The organism is Thioalkalivibrio sp. ALD1, assembly GCF_000381245.1.
Lineage (GTDB): Bacteria > Pseudomonadota > Gammaproteobacteria > Ectothiorhodospirales > Ectothiorhodospiraceae > Thioalkalivibrio.
In genome coordinates, this window is sequence record NZ_KB906242.1 from 313,078 (window position 1) to 332,144 (window position 19,067).

Genomic DNA, 19,067 nt, shown 5'->3' on the forward strand with positions numbered 1-19,067 from the left:
CAATGCGCAGCCTTTGTCATCTCCGGGTATCGAGGAAGCGCAATGCGGTTTGTGGAAGGGGGTATCGCCGTCTCGCCATTTCGGCTCCGGGCACTGGAAGCCGGCCTGCGGGCGAGTGTTCCTGAGGCGGGCCCACTGACGGCGCGTTTTGTCTACTTCATCGAACCCCGACGCCGCCTGACGGCGGAAGAAGACGCGATCCTGGACCGCCTGTTGCGCGAGGGCGAGGCCTGGCGCGAGCCGGACTTCGAGATTCAGCGCGAGCTGGTGGTGATTCCCCGTTTCGGCACGATTAGCCCGTGGTCGTCCAAGGCCACCGAGATCGCGCACCACGCCGGTCTGGAAGAGGCCGTCGGGCGGATCGAACGCGGCATCCACTGGCAGATTGGCGGGCAGGGGGCCAAAGGCGCATCCCTCGAGGCACTGGGCGATGTTCTGCACGACCGGATGACCGAAACCGTGATCGAGGATCCGGCGGAGGCGGCGCGGCTGTTCCAGTCCGAGACGCCGCGCTCGCTGGGGCGTGTGGAGCTGGGCGACGACCCGCACCGGGCACTGAAAGCCGCCAATGTCGATCTGGGCCTCGCGCTCTCGCCGGACGAGATCGAGTATCTGGCGGAGGGCTACGCGGCGCTCGGGCGGGCACCCACCGATGCCGAACTGATGATGTTCGCCCAGGCGAACTCTGAACACTGCCGCCACAAGATCTTCAACGCCGCCTGGATCCTGGATGGCGAGGCGGACGAACGCACCCTGTTCGGGATGATCCGCAGTACCCACCAGAAGCATCCGGAGCGTGTGCTGTCCGCCTACAGTGACAATGCCTCGGTGATCGCCGGGCATTCGGGCATCCGCCTGATGCCGGACGCGATCACCGGCGAATATCAGCGTGAATCGCTGGATCTGCCGATCCTGATGAAGGTGGAAACCCACAACCACCCGACCGCGATTTCTCCGTTCCCGGGCGCCGCCACCGGCTCGGGGGGCGAGATCCGCGACGAGGGGGCCACCGGCCAGGGCTCGAAGCCCAAGGCGGGGCTGACCGGCTTTACCGTCTCCAATCTCCAGATCCCCGAGCTGCCGCAGCCGTGGGAGCGTGACTTCGGACGCCCGCAGCGGATCGAGAGTGCGCGCCAGATCATGCTGGACGGCCCGATCGGCGCCGCCGCATTCAACAACGAATTCGGCCGCCCGGCGCTGGCCGGATACTTCCGCACCTTCGAGATGGCGCTGCCGCGCCCGGACGGAAGCGACGCCCTGTACGGCTACCACAAGCCGATCATGCTGGCCGGCGGGCTGGGATCGATCCGGGGCGAACACGTGCACAAGCAGGATGTGCCCCCGGGCACGCCGATCGTGGTGCTGGGTGGGCCCGCGATGCTGATCGGCCTGGGCGGCGGGGCGGCCTCGTCGATGGCGAGTGGCGCCAGTGCGGAGCAGCTCGATTTCGCCTCGGTGCAGCGGGGTAACCCGGAGATGGAGCGGCGTTGCCAAGAGGTGATCGACCGCTGCACCGCGCTGGGTACGCAGAACCCGATTCGGTCAATCCATGACGTGGGTGCGGGCGGCCTTTCCAACGCCATCCCCGAAATCCTCGACGATGCCGGGCGGGGCGGTGTGATCGAGATGCGGGAGGTCCCAACCGCCGAGCCGGGTCTGTCGCCGATGGAGCTGTGGTGCAACGAGGCACAGGAACGCTATGTGCTGGCCGTGGACGACGGCCGCCTGGAGACCTTCCGCATGCTGGCGGAGCGCGAGCGGGCCCCGTTCGCAGTGGTGGGACGAGCGACCGAGGAAGGCCACCTGAAGGTCGAGGACCGGCTGTTCCACGAGCCGCCGGTGGACATGCCGATGGGCATGCTGCTCGGCAAGACGCCGCGCATGACGCGCGAGGACCGTCGCGCAACACCACCCACCACTGATTTTGACGCGGGCGCCTGCCCCCTGGATGAAGCGGTGCATCGCGTGCTGCAGATGCCGGCGGTAGCCGCCAAGCACTTTCTGATCACGATCGGCGATCGCAGCGTGGGCGGGCTGGTCGCGCGCGACCAGATGGTCGGCCCGTGGCAGGTGCCGGTCGCCGATTGTGCCGTGACGCTGACCGACTTCGAGGGCTATACCGGCGAGGCGATGGCTATGGGCGAGCGCACGCCCCTGGCCGTGCTCTCCGGCCCGGCCTCGGGGCGCATGGCCATTGGCGAGGTCGTGACGAACATGGCCGCCGCCGATATCGACAGTACCGAGATGATCCGGCTGTCGGCCAACTGGATGGCCGCCGCCGGCGTCCCCGGCGAGGATGCAAACCTGTTCGATACGGTGCGCGCGGTGGCCGAGGACGTTTGCCCGGGCCTGGGCATCTCCATCCCGGTCGGCAAGGACTCGCTGTCGATGCGGACTGTCTGGGAGACCGCCGATGGCGAGGCGCGCGACATGTACTCGCCGATCTCGCTGATCGTCTCGGGCTTTGCCCCGGTCGCCGATGTTCGTCGTAGCGTGACACCCGAGCTGAACCCGGGTGCGGATCCGGCTTTGTGGCTGATTGACCTGGGCGAGGGGAACACCCGCATAGGCGGTTCGGCACTGGCCCAGGCCTGGGGGCATATCGGGTGCGAGACACCGGATCTGGTCGATGTGGCACGTCTGCGCGGATTTTTTGACGTGATCACGGGGCTGCGCCGCAAGGGCCTGCTGGCCGCGTATCACGATCGCTCCGATGGTGGTCTGTTCACGACCCTTGCGGAGATGGCGTTCGCCGGTCGTTGCGGGCTGGAGATCACGGTGCCCGACGATCATCGTGCGCAGGAGTGGCTGTTCAACGAGGAATTGGGTGCGGTCGTGCAGCTGGCCCCGGGGGCAGAGGCTGCGCTTCGTGACGGACTGAACGCTGTCGGTCTGGGCGCGCATCTACACCGGGTTGCAACCTTGCGCATTGATGAACGCATCCTCGTGCGCCAGGGACCAGAAGACTTGCTGGATTCCACCCGTGCGCAGCTGCAGGGAACATGGCAGGCGACCTCGGCCGCCATGCAACGGCTGCGTGATGATCCGGATTGTGCCAACGAGGAGTTCGCGCGTGTCGAAGCGGACGGCGGACTGGTCGTCCGTTTGGGCTTCGATCCGGAGGAGGACCTCGTGGCCCCGTTGATCGCGACCGGCGCTCGTCCACGCGTGGCGATTCTGCGTGAACAGGGGGTGAACGGGCAGCTGGAGATGGCGGCTGCGTTCGAGCGTGCGGGTTTTCAGCCCGTGGATGTTCACATGACCGATCTTCTGTCAGGGCGCCGGGCGCTCGACGAGATGCAGGGCCTCGCTGTTTGTGGCGGCTTTTCCTACGGTGATGTGCTCGGGGCCGGTGGTGGCTGGGCGCAGACCATCCTGAATCACGCGGAGTTGCGCGATCAGTTTCAGGCCTTCTTCGAGCGTGGAGACAGCTTTACGCTCGGGGTCTGCAATGGCTGCCAGATGTTGTCCCATCTGGCCCCGCTGATCCCCGGGGCGGACCACTGGCCGCGTTTTGTGCGCAACCGTTCGGAGCAGTTCGAGGCGCGGCTGTCACTGGTCCGCGTGGAACCAGGGCCCTCGGTACTGCTGGACGGTATGGGCGGATCGCTGCTTCCGGTGGTGGTGTCGCACGGGGAGGGCCGCGTGCGTTACGCCGACGAGGTGCCGGTGCACGACCAGGCGGCGCTGCGCTACGTGGAGGCGGACGACAAGCCGGCCACGCACTACCCGGCAAACCCCAATGGTTCCCCAGGGGGCGCCACGGGTTTCACCACGCAGGATGGGCGCGCCACGATCATGATGCCGCATCCCGAACGGGTCTTCCGGACCGTACAGCACAGCTGGCACCCGCGTGACTGGGGCGAGGATGGGCCCTGGATGCGACTGTTCCGCAATGCGCGCGTGTTTGTTGGCTGATCGTCGCGTGACGGTCTATAGGCTTCGGAACAGGGCGCGATTCCTGCCTGTGCATGACCTGGAGGTCCAATGACGACCGGTGAATGGGACGAGTATCTGGGCGACGATCTGCGAGTGACCAGCGCGCTGTCGATTGGGCCCTCGGAGCGAGCATTGACCGACCCGGGGCTCGCACAACGCCTGATCGAGAGCCTGGATCTTTTCGACGATACCCACCCACGTTCGATCCCGCACGAAGACGAATCCGCCCCCGAGATCCAGCGTCTCGAGCACAAGCTGGACCTGCTGCTGCACCTGGTCGCCGAGTCGCTGCATCCGCAGCGACCCGACCCGGTGGAGGTGACCTTGTCGCGGAACGGGATTGTGCTGCCGGCGGAGACCGTTCCGGAGAATTGCGACCGCCTGGAGATCTACCTCAGCCGGCTTCTGCCGCAGCCTTGCGTGCTGGGTGTCGAGACTCCGACTACCGCCGGAAACGTCCAGCTGATGCGGTGGGCGGGCATGGAAGGCAGCCTCCGGGAGGCACTCGCGCGCTGGATTTTTCGACTCCACCGACGCGAGATTGCCGACAAACGACAGAAAGTTGACGCCAGTCACAACTAGCCGGATACTGAGACGCACATCACACATTCGTATGGGTCCCTCGCGAGTCCCATATGAGTCAACTCAGTCTGCGAGCGGTGGCCGGTATGACGGATCTGAACGGACGCAATCAGGAACTACGGATAGCTCTCACCGGTGAACCAGGCGCCGCCCGCGACACGCAGGCCATCCTGAGTTGTCTTGGCTGCGAGACCGAGCCTCACCAGACAGCCGAGGCGTTAATTGACGGCGGTTCCGATGCCGCCGCGGTATGGTGGTGCGGCCCGGCAGCGGAACTAGACCAGCGCCTGCTCGAGGGACTGAACAACCAGACGCCGGTGGTCGTACAGCCAACCGATGGCGAGAAAATCACCGCTCCGGGGTCGGGTTGCGTGGTCGAGCATCCGCTGTCGATCGCCCAGGTCAGCCAGGTGTTGCAGTGGCTCCGCTATGGCCGCGAGCCCGGCCATGACGACATGCCGGGTCTGGTTGGGGTGCACCCGACCATGCTGGCGGTCAAGCGTCTGGTGGCGCAGGTGGCGCGCACCGATGCCACTGCGCTGATCCTGGGTGAGACCGGATCCGGCAAGGAAGTGATCGCACGTGCGATTCACGCCGCTTCCGATCGTGCGGACAAGCCCTTCGTGGCCGTCAACTGCGGAGCGATCCCGGCGGATCTGCTCGAAAGCGAACTGTTCGGGCACGAGAAGGGGGCCTTTACCGGGGCTTTCACGGCGCGCACCGGTCGTTTTGAACTGGCGGGTGATGGCACGCTGTTCCTCGACGAGATCGGCGACATGCCGTTGCCTATGCAGGTTAAGCTGCTCCGCGTGCTGCAGGAGCGGGTGTTCGAGCGTGTCGGTTCGAACAAGTCGATCTCCACCAATGCTCGCATCATCGCCGCTACTCATCGCGACCTGGATGACGCAGTGACCGAAGGCAGTTTCCGGCAGGATCTGTTCTTCCGGTTGAGTGTATTCCCCATCGAGCTGCCGCCGCTGCGCGAGCGTGCCAGTGACATCCCGTCGCTGGTGTCCGCGCTGGAGGAAAGGCTGCGGGATCAGGGGATGACACCGGCCCACCTGACCCCGGCCGTGATGGCCCATCTGAGTCAGCTGGAATGGAAGGGGAATATCCGCGAACTGGCGAACCTGCTGGAGCAGCTGGCCATCATGTATCCGGACCTTCCGGTGGACCTCGGGCAGCTTCCGCCACGCGTCCGGCCGGAGGGAATCGAGGACCTGAGCATGCTGCCCCAGGGTGATGCGAACGGCCAGGTTGCGGGTTCGACGGCCCCAGCCCTGGGGTTGCCCCGCGAGGGACTCCCGCCCGAGGGGGTGGATCTACGGGGCTATCTGAACGATCTGGAACGAGAAATGATCGTGGCGGCATTGAACGAAACCGGGCAGGTAGTCGCCCGTGCGGCGCGGCGGCTCGGGATGCGCCGCACCACCCTGGTCGAGCGCATGCGCAAGTTCGGGTTGGGCAAAGCCTGACGCGGCGTTTCGTCGGGCTCCATCGTCGGGAAGCCGTCAGATGGGGAGCGTTCCGGGAGTGAATCGCCTGACGAGGATTTGACGATGAGCGTTCGCTTCCAGTCCTAACTCGCTGTATCCCTTTTATTTATCTTTTCTGGCTTGGTTTTTGCTGGTTGCCTCTTGAACTTTCGAGGAACCGGTTTATGTCCAGAGCAACCATTCTGCTTGTCGATGCACAGCCCGCGTTGCGCGAGGCGGTCGTGCGTGTGTTGGCGACGATTCCGCGTGTGCGTCTGGAGTCCTGCCAGAGTGATGCCTTCGCGGCTGCGCTGGAGACACATCGCCCGAGGGTCGTACTGGTAGCCAGTGGTGATGCCCAGGGTGACTGGAATGCTCTCGGCGAGCAGGTTCCGGTGGCCGCTGTTGGGTCTGACGCAGCGCACGAAGATGAAATCCGGGCGTTTCGTCAGGGGTTGGCCGCACACTTCGCACTCCCGAGCATGGCGGATGCCATGGGCGAATGGCTACGGACGATCGTCAAGCCTTCGCCTGGCATCGTGATTCCCCGGATGGTGGCGCAAAGCGTCTCGATGCAGTTGCTCGATGCCTTCGTGTCACGGATCGCCGCGAGCCCGGCGACTGTGTTTGTTACCGGTGAGTCGGGCGTGGGCAAGGAAGTACTGGCCCGCCAGGTGCACGCGCGTTCTCCCCGTGCACATGGCCCGTTCGAGGCGGTCAACTGCGCGGCCCTTCCGGAAACCATGCTGGAGGCGCTGCTGTTCGGGCACGCCAAGGGCGCGTTCACCGGCGCCCTGGAGGCCCGTGCGGGCAAGTTTGCACAGGCCCACGGTGGGACGCTTTTGCTCGACGAGGTCACCGAAATTCCGGTGAATCTGCAAGCCAAGCTGCTGCGCGTACTGCAGGAGCGCGAGGTGGAACCGCTAGGGGGGCGACAGGCTCGCCGAGTGGACGTACGGGTCATTGCGACCTCGAACCGCGATCTGCGCGAGGCGCTGGCGGAGGGTGTGCTGCGCGATGACCTGTACTACCGCCTGAATGTTTTTCCCGTCTGGATCCCGCCCCTGCGCGAGCGGCCGGAGGACATTGTGCCGTTGGCGCGCGCGTTGTTGCGGCGTCTAAGCAGCAACGTTCTGACCGATCTCGATGCGTCTGCACAGAAACGGCTGGTGGAGCACGACTGGCCGGGGAACGTACGCGAGCTCGCGAATGTGATGGAGCGCGCCGTGACCCTGCACGATACGGAACGGGGTTCGGTTATCGGGGGGGAAGCGATCTGGCTGGACCTGGACATGCTGATGCCCTGGGGTACGCATGAGCGTCAGGCATTGGACGCCACGGATCAGGATTCCAGTGACCTGGTCGACGAGAACTCGACGCCCATGTTGGAGCAGACCCTGCAGACGCAGGAGAGCCGAGTGATTCTCAATGTGCTGCGCGAGTCGGGTGGGCGTCGCAAGGAGGCGGCGGAACGACTCGGAATCAGCCCCAGAACATTGCGTTACAAGATCGCGCGCCTGCGAGAGTCGGGATTCGCGGTGCCTTCCGCTGGAAACTAGCGGAGTTACTGGCACGTGCCTTGCATTGGCTGCATTGGAGTATTCCGGGCACACCGGCCACATGCCCTGGGGGTCCACGCCTGGCTAGGGCCGAGGCTGACCGACGGTTGCCGGGCGCCTGGATGGTGGAAGAGGGGAGTCTAGATCATGAGCGAGTTGCAGATTCAGAACGTGCTGGCCCAGATGCGCCAGCTGACCCAGAACTCTGGCGTGGAGGGGACCAATCCCACCCAGCAGCCAAGTCAGGTCGGCGGGGCGGACTTCCAGAACGTGCTGCGCGACTCGCTGCGCGGGGTGAATCAGGTGCAACAGGATGCGAGCGATCTGCAGACGCGCTTCGAGCTTGGCGACGAGAATGTCAGTCTGCCCCAGGTGATGGTAGCCATGAACAAGTCCAGCATCGCGTTCGAGGCCACGAACCAGGTGCGCAATCGGTTGTTGAATGCCTATCAGGAAATCATGCGGATGCAGGTCTGATGCCCGGATCCCACGGAGAATAAGGACTCATGGCCGAGAACGCACAATCCCTGCCCGCCGTGCTCAGTGGCGGAATCCGGGACTTCAATGGGATGCCGGCGGGTCGCCAGCTTGCGCTTCTGGGCATGCTGGCCGGCGCGATCGTGGTGATCGTGGCCGTCCTGTACTGGGCTTTCCGTCCGACCTATGTGCCCCTGTTTCCCCGCATGGAAAGCGAGGAAGCGGCAGAAGTCGTGCAGGCGCTCTCCCAGGCGGGTATCTCGTATCAGGTGGATGCCACCACGGGACAGGTGAAGGTCCCGCAGGGAGACGTGGCCGAGGCTCGTTTGCAGTTGGCGTCGGAAGGCCTGCCACGCTCCGGCGATGTCGGCTTTGAGTTGCTGCAGGAAGATACAGGGCTGGGTACCAGCCGTATGGTCGAGGGCGCGCGTTTCCATCGTGCGATGGAAGGCGAACTGGCACGTACGGTCTCGTCGCTGGACGCGGTCGAGCGGGCGCGTGTGCATATCGCGCAGGCCGAGCAGTCGGTCTTCGTGCGGGATCGGCGACCTGCCAGCGCCTCGGTGGTGGTGCATTTGCGTGGCGGCCGTTCGCTTTCCGAGTCGCAGGTTGCTGCGATCGTCCATCTGGTTGCCTCGAGCACTTCCGACCTGGAGGCAGAACGGGTAACCGTGGTGGATCAGCGCGGTCGCCTGCTGACGCAGGATGGCGCCGAGCGGGGTGGTATGGCCAGCAGTGACCGTCTGTCGTTCTCGCGCGAGGTGGAACAGCGCTATGCCGAGCGGATCCATAACCTGCTGGCACCCATCGTTGGTGCAGACAAGGTGCGCGTCCAGGTCAACGCCGATATTGATTTCTCTCAGGTCGAGCGCACCGAGGAGTTGTACGACCCGGAAACCATTGCGTTGCGTTCCGAGCAAACACGCGAAGACGAGCGCAGCGGGCTGGATGGTGGGCCGGCCGGCGTCCCTGGCGCGCTGACCAATCAGCCGCCGGAGGGCGGTGCAGTGGAAGGCCCGGATGGCGAGGCGGCACCGGCACCAATACCCACGAGCCGGAGCACCAATGTCACCCGTAACTTTGAAGTCGACCGGCGCATCAACCATATCCGTGAGGCACCCGGTGGCATTCGCCGGGTCTCGACCGCGGTAGTGGTGGACTTTCGCGAGCAGGTTGGCGACGACGGCGCGACCGAGAGCGTGGCCCGCGATGCGGAAGAGCTCGAGCGGATCGAGGCACTGGTGCGCGAGGCCGTTGGCTTCTCCGAGGCGCGGGGCGATACGCTGAACGTGGTCACCGCGCCATTCGAGGCGCCCGTGGAGGAGATGGTCGAGGAGGAGGTGCCGTTCTGGTCGCAACCCTGGTTCCTCGAGATGGTCAAGATTGGTGCGGGCCTGATATTGGCGCTGATCCTGTTGCTGACAGTGGTGCGCCCGGCGCTGAAGCAACTGATGGCCCGGCCGCCGCGCGAGCGACGGGTCGAACAGCAACAGGCGCTGACGGACGAGTCGGGTGTCGGCCCCGCTGGCGGACCGGCGGGGGGAGGATCCGCGGTGGCGGCCCTGACCGGGCCCAAGGGGCCGGACCAGCAGGAGATGGATCTGGAGGCTGTACGCGACATGGTGCGCGAGGATCCGAAGCGCGTGGCACAGGTAATGAAGTCGTGGTTGGGTGACGATGGCCGCTGACAAGCAAGCAAGAAAGCTCGATGGTGCAGAGCGCGCCGCGGTGTTCATGATGAGTCTCGGCGAGGATGCCGCTGCCGAAGTCATGCGCCACATGGGGCCGAAAGAGGTGCAGAAGATCGGGACCGCCATGGCCTCGATGGACCGTATCTCGCGCGCCGATGTCGATTCCGCGCTGCATGAGTTCTCCACGCATGTGCAGGAACAGACGGCACTGGGCGTGGGTGCGGACGAATACGTGCGCAGCGTGCTGGAGAACGCACTGGGCGAAAAGGCCTCGGGGGTGATTGACCGGATCCTGCTCGGGCGAAATTCCAAGGGGATCGATGCGCTCAAGTGGCTGGATCCGCGGGCGATCGCCGACATGCTGCGCAACGAGCATCCGCAGATTGTCGCGATCGTGCTGTCGCACCTGGATTCCGATCAGGCGTCGGACACGCTGCAATACCTGCCCTCGCGTGTGCAGACCGACATCGTCATGCGCATTGCAACCCTGGATGGCATCCAGCCGCAGGCATTGCAGGAGCTGGATGAAATCCTCGACCGCCAGTTGTCGGGCAATGCCGCGAGCAAGACCTCGATGCTGGGGGGCGTTCGCACAGCCGCCAACATCATGAACTTGATGGAGAGCGCACGCGAGGCAGAGATCATGGAGTCCATCAAGGAGTCGGACTCGGATCTTGGTGGCCGCATCGAAGAAGAGATGTTCGTGTTCGAGAACCTGGTCGATATTGACGATCGCGGTATTCAGACGTTGCTGCGCGAGATCTCGACGGACTCCCTGGTGCTGGCGATGAAGGGAGCCGACGAGGACCTCAAGGACAAGATCTTCCGCAACATGTCCAAGCGTGCGGCCGAAATGCTGCGCGAGGATCTGGAAGCCAAGGGCCCGGTCCGCGTGAGCGAGGTCGAGGCGGCGCAGAAGGAAATCCTGGCGGTCGCCCGCCGCCTGGCCGAGAACGGCGAGATTGTGCTCGGCGGGCAGGGTAGCGAGGCGATGTTGTGACCTCGGGTTCCGGCGCCCAAACGCGGGTGCATGACCCGGATGCGTCGGTATGGGAGCCACCGGAGATCGGTGAGGGCGGAGTGCGTCCGGCGCGGCGCCTGCCAACGGCGGCCGAGATCGAGGCCATCGAGGACCAGGCGCGTCAGAATGGATTCGAGGCTGGCTACGCCGAAGGCCATGCGCTCGGAAAGCAGGAAGCCGAGAAGGCCGCACGAGCCAAGGCCGACAAACAGCTTCGCGAGACGGTGGCCAAGCTGGAGTCCCTTGGGCGTGGACTGATCGATCCCCTGGCCGAGGCGGCCGATCAGCTGGAACCCGAACTCCTCGAATTGACCGTCGCGATCGCCCGCAAGGTGCTGGCGGCAGAACTAAAGACTCGCCCCGAGCTGATCGAGCAGGTCCTGCACCGGGCGCTGGCGCAGCTACCCGGCCGGCATCAGGAAGTGCGGGTGCATGTTCACCCTGCGGATCGCGCCCTGCTCGAGGACTATGCCCAGGGGCTGGATGCCGGGGTGCATTGGGTATCCGATACCAAGCTGGCGCGCGGTGGCTGCCGTGTAGAGGCGGGCGCGGCGCTGGTCGATGCCTCGCTGGAACATCGTCTGCAGCAGGCGGTCGAGGCGATCTGGGGCGAGCTGGAGGCCTCTGCGTCCGCCTCGCAACAACCGGAAGATGGTTCGGCACCGGGAGACGGGACGTGAGCTCGCGGCTGGACACACTGCATCAGCGGGGACAGGAGCGGCTGGCCTCGGGCCTTCTGGAACGCCTGCAACAGTCACGTGGCCGGCTGGAACGGGTTCATCCCGTGCAGTCCGAGGGGCGGCTATCGCGCCTGACCGGCCTGACCTTCGAGGCCGAGGGGCTGCGTCTGCCGATGGGTGGGCGGGCGCTGATCCACGGCGAGAACGGCGCGTCGGTCCCGGCGGAGGTGGTCGGATTCCAGAACGATCGCACCTTTCTGATGCCGGAGGAACTGGCCTCGGGCCTGACACCCGGTGCGCGCATTGAGCCCCTCGATACCCAACGCGAGATCCCGGTCGGGGATGCGCTGCTCGGGCGGGTGATCGATGCCAATGGCCAGCCGCTGGATGGCAAGGGCCCTTTGCGCGCGCGTGACCACAGCCCGCTTTCGGGGCGCCCGATCAACCCGCTGCAGCGCGCGCCGGTGCGGGAACCGCTGGATGTCGGGATCCGGTCGATCAACGGGCTGCTTTGTGTTGGCCGGGGGCAGCGGCTTGGCCTGTTTGCCGGTTCCGGGGTCGGGAAGAGCGTTCTGCTCGGAATGATGACGCGCAATACCAACGCGGACGTGATCGTAGTCGGGTTGATCGGCGAGCGTGGGCGCGAAGTGAATGAATTCATCCACGAGATCCTGGACGAGGAGTCCCGCCAGCGGACTGTCGTAGTGGCCGTCCCGGCCGATCAGTCGCCGTTGCTTCGCCAGCATGGGGCCTGGGTAGCCACCACTGTGGCGGAATCGTTTCGGGACCGTGGACTGAATGTGCTTCTGCTGATGGATTCGCTCACGCGCTTTGCCCAGGGCGCGCGCGAGATCGCGATGGCGATTGGCGAACCGCCGGCGTCGAAAGGCTATGCCGCTTCGGTGTTTGCGCGCCTCCCGCAGCTCGTGGAGCGAGCGGGGAACGGAGATGTGGGCGGTGGTTCGATCACGGCGTTCTATACGGTGCTGGCCGAGGGGGATGACCAGAATGACCCGATCGTGGATGCGGCGCGCGCGATCCTTGACGGGCACGTGGTCCTCTCGCGCGAGATCGCGGAAACCGGGCGCTATCCTGCGATCGACGTGTCGGCGTCGGTTTCGCGAGTGATGAGCGCGCTGATCACGTCCGAACACGAGCAGGCGGCCCGGCGTTTCCGTGATCTGGCCTCGACCTATATGCGAAACCGCGACCTGATCGCCGTGGGTGCGTACCGCAAGGGGGCGGATCCGCACCTGGACGAAGCGGTGGCGATGCACGAGCGGCTGGAGGCGTACCTTGGGCAGGGTCGAGACGAGGCGATTGGGTTTGATCAGGCGCGTGATGAGCTGCTGGCGCTGACCGGAGCCGTGTGAGGTGGATTCGCGTCGGCTGCAACGCCTTTTGCGACTGCGACGCATTGAGGAGAGCGAGGCGACCCGCCAGCTGGGCGCCCGGTTGCAGCAACTGGACGCGGTGGAGACCCAGCGGACCCAACTGGAGGGCTATCAGCTGGAATACCTCCGCGCACCGTTGCCCGACGATACGAATCAACTCAAATGGCTTTCCGGGATGCGGGACAAGCTGCGGCACGCGCTGGAGCAACAGGACTTGCGTGCTCAGGCGGCTGGAGCTCAGGCCGAGCAGGCGCGGCAGGAGTGGCTCGAACGACATCGTGCCGTGATGTCCCTTGAGAAGCTCCTGGAACGGCGAATCGCCGAACAGGAACGGGAAGCCGACCGCCGACGCCAGCATGAGCAGGACATGTGGGCAACGCGCCAGGTGCATGCCCGTACTCAGGACACCAATGGCGACTGGCAAGGTTCTTGAATGGGAATGATCGGGAATGCCCAACGGGGCATGTGACTCGGGCGATGAATCAGAGGACCCAGGAATGATCGCAACAAATAGTTCCAGCCAGGGGATGATGCCTCTGCTTCAGCTTTTGGGAGGAGCTGGCGACCTCAAGGATCTTCATGCGCTTGAGGGTCTGGAAGGCCTTAAGGACCTCAAGACCGCCGACGGCAAAGGTTTCCTCGATATCCTCCGGCCCCAGCTTGAGGCGCTTCTTGCCGATCTTGGCGTGGGCGAGGATGAGCTCGAGGGGCTGGATCTGGAAGCGATGCTGGCGCGGCTTCAGGCCATGGTGGACGAGGAGAAACTTGCCGCCGCGGATAATCCGGGCGGCAAGGAATTGCCGCTGGCGGCCCTGATGAAGGCCGCTGATGATCGGGCCGGCATGGGCGGAAAGGGGACAGATGGACGTGAGGCTGGCGGCAGCGCCCGCGACATCAAGCCGCTGCCCGCTGCGGTTATGCGCCTGTTCCTCGAGTCCAGCCAGAATGGGACGGGCGCGGGCACTGACCTGCTCGGCTCGAACAGCCGGCTTTCACGCGAAAATGTGCTGGATCTGCTCGCGCAATGGATGGCCCAGGGGTCAGACCCGCATCGAGCTCAGGCACGTGCGGCCGAGCCTCTGGCCGGTATTCTGCCAGCGCATGCCCAGGCCGCGGAAGGCAGCGAAGGCACACGCAACCCGGTTCGCCTCGACCTCACACGCCTGCTGCAGCCCGGGGGTGAACGCGAACTGACCGATCAGATTCGCATGCTGGCGCGCGCGCAGGGTGGCCGCACCGAAATCAAGCTGCATCCGCCGCAACTGGGGACGCTGGATGTTCGCGTGAACGTGGATGGCGATCGCGCGACGGTTCAATTTATCAGCGCCAACCCGGTGACACGCGAAGTGCTGGAGGCCGCGATGCCTCGGTTGCGCGAGAGTCTTGCGCAAAGTGGCCTGACGCTTGAGGACGCCACGGTTTCGGATCAGGCGGACGAAGAGCGTGAGGGACAGCAGACGCTGGCGGACGGAACGATACTGCCTGAAGACGAAGCCGATGGGCTTGAGCCAGACGACGAGCAGGGTGCGGACAGCACGCTCTCGATCCTGAGTCGCCGGCTCGATCTGTTCGCTTGATGGTTCGACGGCCGGGGCTGCGAGGCCCTGGCCTTTGCCCGCAATCTCCCCGTATTGCCCCGCCAAGATCCCGTCTTCCACTCCGTGGTGGGCGGCTGAATCTTGACGATTCTCGACCTTGCCCCCCGTCTCGCATACCCCGATGCCTTGATCGGGTTCCGTAACTTGCGGAAATAACGACTAAAATGGACATTGGCACTGGCTTTGCTACTGGTTCAGTCAATAGCCAGAGCGGTCCAGTGTGTTCAGTATGGTCGCAGGTACGAATGTCGAGGGCGGAAAATGGCGGATAAGGAAGTCGAACTGAGTGAAGAAGACACCGGGGACACCGAGGACACCGGAGGAAAGGGCAAGAAAGGACGCCTCCTGCTGGTGGTACTGCTGGTGCTGGTGTTCGTGGGAGCGGGGGGCGCTGCCGCGTGGTTCTTCCTGGCCGACAGCGGGGAGGCGGACGAAACGGCCGAAGACCGCCCCGCGCAGCGCCATTACCACGGTCTCGCGCCCATGACCGTGAACATCGAAGCGCCCGGGCGCATCCGTTACCTGCGGGTAGAGCTGAGCGTCGTGACGACCGACCCCGAGGTGGTCAGTGCGGTCGAACGGCATGCGCCGGCGATTCGCAATGATGTACTGGGTCTGCTCGCGGAAAAGCATTACGACGAACTCAATACCCGCAGGGGCAAGGAGTCTCTCGCCGACGAGTTGCGCGAGGTGATTGCGTCCATTCTCCAGCAGCGTGACGCCCCGCATGATGTCGAAGCGGTGCGTTTCAACGAACTGGTCATGCAGTAGGCACAACCATGGCGCAGACCGACATTCTCAGCCAGGACGAGATCGACGCCCTCCTGCATGGCGTCGATGACGGTGATATCGAGACCGAAGATCCGTTTCCGAATGACGGGCAGGCGCGGGAATTCAACTTCGCCACGCAGGATCGGATCGTCCGTGGGCGCATGCCCACGCTGGAGATGATCAACGAGCGCTTTGCGCGCCATCTACGGGTTCGACTGTTCAATCTGCTGCGCCGCTCCGCCGAGATCTCGGTGGTCGGGACACGCATCTCGAAGTTCTCGGAGTACATGCACTCCCTGTTTGTCCCCACCAGCCTGAACCTGGTGCGCGCGCATCCGTTGCACGGGACTGGTCTGTTCGTGTTTGACCCGAAGCTGGTGTTCATCCTGGTCGACAATTTCTTTGGCGGGGATGGTCGTTATTACACCCGCATCGAGGGCCGTGACTTCACGCCGATGGAGATGCGGGTGGTCCACGGAATCCTCGAAGGCGCATTCGAGGACATGGTGAAGGCCTGGCAGCCGGTCATGGATCTGCGTTTCGAGTTTCTGAACTCGGAGGTCAACCCGCAGTTCGCCAACATCGTGTCCCCGACCGAGATTGTGGTGATCAGCGAGTTTCACATCGAGCTCGATGGTGGTGGAGGCAATCTGCACTTCACCCTGCCGTATTCGATGATCGAGCCCATCCGTGAGCAGCTGGATACCGGGCTGCAATCGGACCGTTCGGATGTGGATCAGCGCTGGATGAAGGCGCTGGAAGAAGAAATTCAGGACGCGGAAGTCGAGGTGAGCTCGATCCTGACCGAGACCGAGGTAACCGTGCAGGAACTGCTCGACATTCAGCCGGGCGACATCATTCCGATCGACCTCCCTGAGGTTGTGACATTAAAAGTCGAAGACATCCCATTGTTTCGAGGGAAGTTTGGCGTATCCGATGGCCTGAATGCGATCCAGGTGACGGACCGCATCATCAAGCGATAGAGGGCTGCACCCATGGCAGACACCGACGACCACAAGAAAGACGACGAGAATCAGGCCTCCGAGGAGGAGGGCGATGTGACGACCGAGACGACCGAGCAAGCCGAGTCGAGTGAAGCCGAAGACGATCAGGACGCCCTGGCGGATGAGTGGGCCGCGGCGCTGGCCGAGCAGAAGGATACCGATGGCGAGCCGGCGGCTGATCCGGACGAGCTGCTGAACGAGGCTCAAGGCAGCAGCGGTGCAGGTGAGTCGGCCGATGCATTGATGGGCGCCGAGAAGAGGGAGCGCAGGCACAAGCCCGACCCCGATGCAGAACCCCTGAAACCGGAGGAGCTGGCGGCATCGGCGGGGATGTCGGCCGAGGACATCAACCTGCAGATGGTGCTGGATGTACCGGTCACCATCTCGATGGAGATCGGTCGCAGCCGGATTCCGATCCGCAATCTGCTGCAACTGAATCAGGGGTCGGTGGTGGAGCTGGACCGGCTCGCGGGGGAGCCGCTGGACGTGCTGGTCAATGGAACACTGATCGCGCATGGAGAGGTGGTCGTGGTCAATGAAAAATTCGGCATACGGCTGACCGACGTGATCAGCCCAAGTGAACGTATCCGAAAGCTCAAGTAACTGATGAAACAGCATTTTTCGCATTGGCTGGCAGTCTTTGGACTGGCCGGCACAGGGGGGCTCTGGCCTGCGCTCGCGCTTGCCGAGGAATCGGGAGGCGGGATTTCGGCTGCCGCTCACCTGACGCAAATGATTGGCGGCCTGGTCATTGTGATCATTGCCATCGTGGTTCTGGGCTGGATCCTGCGTCGTACACAGGGGGGCTTGAGCCGGGGTTCGCAGGCTATAGAACTGGTGGCCGTGCGCTCGGTGGGCACGCGCGAGCGCCTGATGCTGGTCCAGGTTGGGGAGGAGCAGGTGTTGATCGGTGTGGCGCCCTCCGGCATGCGGACCCTGCATACCATGCGCGAGCCGGTGGCTGTCGAAGAGGCCAGCACGGCAGACTTTTCCAGCGCACTTCGCCGGGCCGTCTCGGGACGGCGCGAGACGGGAGGGGAGCGGTCGTGATGGCGGGCGGGCTCAGGCACCTGCCACGCGCCTTTCTGGCGCTGGCGCTTTTGCTGCTCCCGGGCCTGGCCTGGGGCCAGTTTGGCGGTGAGGGGATCGAAGCGCTGACGGTGACTTCCGACGGCGACGGGGGCGAGACCTACTCCGTCACCCTGCAGATCCTGCTGCTGATGACGCTGCTGACGCTGTTGCCGGCGGCGCTGATCATGATGACGGCCTTTACCCGCATCCTCGTCGTGCTGGCGATCCTGCGCCAGGGGTTGGGGACGACGCAGACCCCGTCGAACCAGATTCTCATTGGCCTGGCGTTCTTTCTCACGCTGTTCGTGATGGCCCCGGTATTCGACGAGATCTACGAGACGGCGGTCGTCCCGTACATGAACGAGGAGATGGGGACCGAAGAGGTCCTGCAGGCGGGTGTGCAGCCGCTTCGCGAATTTATGCTCGCGCACACCCGCGAAAGTGACATCCGCATGTTTGCCGAGATCAACGGAATCGACGGCTTCGAGGACGCCGACGACATCCCGTTGCGCCTGCTGGTGCCGGCCTTCGTGACCAGCGAGCTGAAGACAGCCTTCCAGATCGGGTTCCTGATCCTGATTCCGTTTCTGATTATCGACCTGGTGGTGGCCTCGGTCCTGATGTCGATGGGTATGGTCATGCTGTCGCCGCTGATCATCTCGCTGCCCTTCAAGGTGATGCTTTTCGTTCTCGTCGATGGCTGGGCCCTGATGATGAACACGCTCGCCACCAGCTTTTTTGTCTAGGGAGAAACGATGACACCCGAAATGGTGGTCGATGTCGGGCGCGAGACGCTCACCGTGGTGGTCCTGCTGGCCGCGCCGCCGCTGCTGACGGCCCTGGCCGTGGGCCTGGCGATCGGGATGCTGCAGGCCGCGACGCAGATCCAGGAGATGACGCTGTCCTTCATCCCCAAGCTGCTGGCGATGTTCGCGGCCTTGCTGGTGGCCGGGCACTGGATGCTTGCGCTGATCATCGAATACACCGAGCGGCTATATGACGCCGCGCCGGGGATGGTGGGGTAGGCAGCCGTGAACCTCGCCATGGAGCAGATCCTCGTGTGGGTGGGAGCGGTCATGTGGCCGTTTGCCCGCATTGGGGCGATGCTCCTGGTGATGCCCATTTTTGGCGGTGATCAACTGACGGCGACCGTGCGCATCCTGTTTGCCCTGGTACTGGCGATCTTCGTGGCCATGCAGGGACCGGCACTTCCGGCGGTGGACCCGATCAGCATCGAGGGGGTGGTGGTCACAGTGCACCAGATCCTGATTGGGCTGGTGATGGGTTTCATCCTGCAGATGGTGTTCTCCGCGCTGACGCAGGCCGGCGAGGTGATCGCACTGTCGATGGGCCTTGGTTTTGCCTCGATTGTGGATCCGGCGCAGGGGGTTCAGGTGCCGGTGGTGTCCACGATCTTCGTAATCATGTCCACGCTGATTTTTCTGGCGATGAACGGGCACCTGATCGCGCTGGAGCTGCTGCTGACCAGCTTCGAGACGTTGCCGGTGGCGCCGTCGGGGCTGGACGCGGAGGCCCTGGCCTCTCTCCTGGCCTTTGGCAGCGCGATGTTCCAGGGCGCTGTTCTGGTCGCGATCCCGGCGGTTGCCTCGCTGTTGCTGGTCAACCTCTCGATGGGCGTGATCACGCGTGCCTCGCCGCAGCTGAACATCTTCGCGGTGGGTTTCCCGATGATGATCCTGATGGGCTTCATCCTGCTGCTGCTGACCATGCCCGGTCTGCCGGAGCGGCTCGGGGATCTGATGTTCGACGGTTTTGGCCTGATGCAAGCGATGCTGGGGTTCTAG

18 protein-coding genes are annotated in these 19,067 nt (G+C 64.4%); all 18 read left to right on the forward strand.

The annotated features are described in order from the left end of the window. Nucleotides 1-42 precede the first annotated feature (42 nt). Nucleotides 43-3,918, forward strand: coding sequence for a phosphoribosylformylglycinamidine synthase (gene purL, locus F623_RS0106115; RefSeq protein WP_018861309.1), 3,876 nt, complete (start codon nucleotides 43-45; stop codon nucleotides 3,916-3,918). Between the two features lie 69 nt (nucleotides 3,919-3,987). Continuing rightward, nucleotides 3,988-4,521, forward strand: a complete 534-nt coding sequence (locus F623_RS0106120; RefSeq protein WP_018861310.1) for a PilZ domain-containing protein — start codon at nucleotides 3,988-3,990, stop codon at nucleotides 4,519-4,521. An 86-nt stretch (nucleotides 4,522-4,607) separates the two neighbouring features. Beyond that, nucleotides 4,608-5,996: a sigma-54-dependent Fis family transcriptional regulator gene (locus F623_RS0106125; RefSeq protein ID WP_026278635.1), complete on the forward strand. Its 1,389-nt coding sequence runs from the start codon at nucleotides 4,608-4,610 to the stop codon at nucleotides 5,994-5,996. Nucleotides 5,997-6,181: 185 nt separating this feature from the next. Continuing rightward, a complete protein-coding gene (locus tag F623_RS0106130; RefSeq protein ID WP_018861312.1) occupies nucleotides 6,182-7,555 on the forward strand; it encodes a sigma-54-dependent Fis family transcriptional regulator in 1,374 nt (457 codons plus the stop codon). A gap of 147 nt (nucleotides 7,556-7,702) precedes the next feature. Then, nucleotides 7,703-8,032, forward strand: coding sequence for a flagellar hook-basal body complex protein FliE (fliE, locus tag F623_RS0106135; RefSeq protein ID WP_018861313.1), 330 nt, complete (start codon nucleotides 7,703-7,705; stop codon nucleotides 8,030-8,032). A gap of 29 nt (nucleotides 8,033-8,061) precedes the next feature. Next, nucleotides 8,062-9,720: a flagellar basal-body MS-ring/collar protein FliF gene (fliF, locus tag F623_RS0106140; protein WP_018861314.1), complete on the forward strand. Its 1,659-nt coding sequence runs from the start codon at nucleotides 8,062-8,064 to the stop codon at nucleotides 9,718-9,720. Then, entirely contained in the window at nucleotides 9,710-10,723 is a 1,014-nt protein-coding gene (gene fliG, locus F623_RS0106145) for a flagellar motor switch protein FliG (protein ID WP_018861315.1), read from the forward strand. The genes fliF and fliG overlap by 11 nt, the downstream gene beginning before the upstream one ends. Continuing rightward, nucleotides 10,720-11,424 carry a FliH/SctL family protein gene (locus tag F623_RS0106150; protein ID WP_018861316.1) on the forward strand — a complete coding sequence of 235 codons (705 nt, stop codon included), beginning with the start codon at nucleotides 10,720-10,722 and terminating at the stop codon, nucleotides 11,422-11,424. Before fliG ends, F623_RS0106150 begins: the two co-directional genes overlap by 4 nt. Then, nucleotides 11,421-12,797, forward strand: a complete 1,377-nt coding sequence (locus tag F623_RS0106155; protein WP_018861317.1) for a FliI/YscN family ATPase — start codon at nucleotides 11,421-11,423, stop codon at nucleotides 12,795-12,797. Before F623_RS0106150 ends, F623_RS0106155 begins: the two co-directional genes overlap by 4 nt. 1 nt (nucleotide 12,798) lies before the next feature. After that, complete coding sequence (gene fliJ, locus F623_RS0106160; protein ID WP_018861318.1) at nucleotides 12,799-13,251, forward strand: flagellar export protein FliJ; 453 nt, start codon at nucleotides 12,799-12,801, stop codon at nucleotides 13,249-13,251. A gap of 64 nt (nucleotides 13,252-13,315) precedes the next feature. Beyond that, a complete protein-coding gene (locus F623_RS0106165) occupies nucleotides 13,316-14,395 on the forward strand; it encodes a flagellar hook-length control protein FliK (RefSeq protein WP_026278636.1) in 1,080 nt (359 codons plus the stop codon). Between the two features lie 282 nt (nucleotides 14,396-14,677). Continuing rightward, nucleotides 14,678-15,187: a flagellar basal body-associated protein FliL gene (gene fliL, locus F623_RS0106170; RefSeq protein ID WP_018861320.1), complete on the forward strand. Its 510-nt coding sequence runs from the start codon at nucleotides 14,678-14,680 to the stop codon at nucleotides 15,185-15,187. An 8-nt stretch (nucleotides 15,188-15,195) separates the two neighbouring features. Continuing rightward, the gene (fliM, locus tag F623_RS0106175) at nucleotides 15,196-16,170 is read left to right on the forward strand and encodes a flagellar motor switch protein FliM (protein ID WP_018861321.1); all 975 of its coding nucleotides are present in this window, start codon (nucleotides 15,196-15,198) and stop codon (nucleotides 16,168-16,170) included. Between the two features lie 12 nt (nucleotides 16,171-16,182). Next, nucleotides 16,183-16,794 (forward strand): flagellar motor switch protein FliN, encoded by a 612-nt coding sequence (fliN, locus tag F623_RS0106180; protein WP_018861322.1) that lies wholly within the window; start codon nucleotides 16,183-16,185, stop codon nucleotides 16,792-16,794. A gap of 3 nt (nucleotides 16,795-16,797) precedes the next feature. Beyond that, nucleotides 16,798-17,241, forward strand: a complete 444-nt coding sequence (gene fliO / locus F623_RS0106185) for a flagellar biosynthetic protein FliO (RefSeq protein WP_026278637.1) — start codon at nucleotides 16,798-16,800, stop codon at nucleotides 17,239-17,241. Next, nucleotides 17,241-18,008: a flagellar type III secretion system pore protein FliP gene (fliP, locus tag F623_RS0106190; RefSeq protein WP_018861324.1), complete on the forward strand. Its 768-nt coding sequence runs from the start codon at nucleotides 17,241-17,243 to the stop codon at nucleotides 18,006-18,008. Before fliO ends, fliP begins: the two co-directional genes overlap by 1 nt. Nucleotides 18,009-18,017: 9 nt before the next feature. Beyond that, on the forward strand, nucleotides 18,018-18,287 hold the full coding sequence (gene fliQ / locus F623_RS0106195) for a flagellar biosynthesis protein FliQ (RefSeq protein ID WP_018861325.1): 270 nt from the start codon (nucleotides 18,018-18,020) through the stop codon (nucleotides 18,285-18,287). Between the two features lie 18 nt (nucleotides 18,288-18,305). After that, nucleotides 18,306-19,067: a flagellar biosynthetic protein FliR gene (gene fliR / locus F623_RS0106200; protein WP_018861326.1), complete on the forward strand. Its 762-nt coding sequence runs from the start codon at nucleotides 18,306-18,308 to the stop codon at nucleotides 19,065-19,067.

Bases quoted from the DNA above. Each gene is read 5' to 3' on its own strand.
- fliM (WP_018861321.1), top strand. From the start codon at position 15,196: ATGGCGCAGACCGACATTCTCAGCCAGGACGAGATCGACGCCCTCCTG.
- F623_RS0106120 (WP_018861310.1), top strand. From the start codon at position 3,988: ATGACGACCGGTGAATGGGACGAGTATCTGGGCGACGATCTGCGAGTG.
- fliE (WP_018861313.1), top strand. From the start codon at position 7,703: ATGAGCGAGTTGCAGATTCAGAACGTGCTGGCCCAGATGCGCCAGCTG.
- fliG (WP_018861315.1), top strand. From the start codon at position 9,710: ATGGCCGCTGACAAGCAAGCAAGAAAGCTCGATGGTGCAGAGCGCGCC.
- fliQ (WP_018861325.1), top strand. From the start codon at position 18,018: ATGACACCCGAAATGGTGGTCGATGTCGGGCGCGAGACGCTCACCGTG.
- fliR (WP_018861326.1), top strand. From the start codon at position 18,306: ATGGAGCAGATCCTCGTGTGGGTGGGAGCGGTCATGTGGCCGTTTGCC.
- F623_RS0106125 (WP_026278635.1), top strand. From the start codon at position 4,608: ATGACGGATCTGAACGGACGCAATCAGGAACTACGGATAGCTCTCACC.
- F623_RS0106130 (WP_018861312.1), top strand. From the start codon at position 6,182: ATGTCCAGAGCAACCATTCTGCTTGTCGATGCACAGCCCGCGTTGCGC.
- F623_RS0106165 (WP_026278636.1), top strand. From the start codon at position 13,316: ATGATCGCAACAAATAGTTCCAGCCAGGGGATGATGCCTCTGCTTCAG.
- fliF (WP_018861314.1), top strand. From the start codon at position 8,062: ATGGCCGAGAACGCACAATCCCTGCCCGCCGTGCTCAGTGGCGGAATC.
- fliO (WP_026278637.1), top strand. From the start codon at position 16,798: ATGAAACAGCATTTTTCGCATTGGCTGGCAGTCTTTGGACTGGCCGGC.
- fliN (WP_018861322.1), top strand. From the start codon at position 16,183: ATGGCAGACACCGACGACCACAAGAAAGACGACGAGAATCAGGCCTCC.
- fliP (WP_018861324.1), top strand. From the start codon at position 17,241: ATGGCGGGCGGGCTCAGGCACCTGCCACGCGCCTTTCTGGCGCTGGCG.
- fliL (WP_018861320.1), top strand. From the start codon at position 14,678: ATGGCGGATAAGGAAGTCGAACTGAGTGAAGAAGACACCGGGGACACC.
- purL (WP_018861309.1), top strand. From the start codon at position 43: ATGCGGTTTGTGGAAGGGGGTATCGCCGTCTCGCCATTTCGGCTCCGG.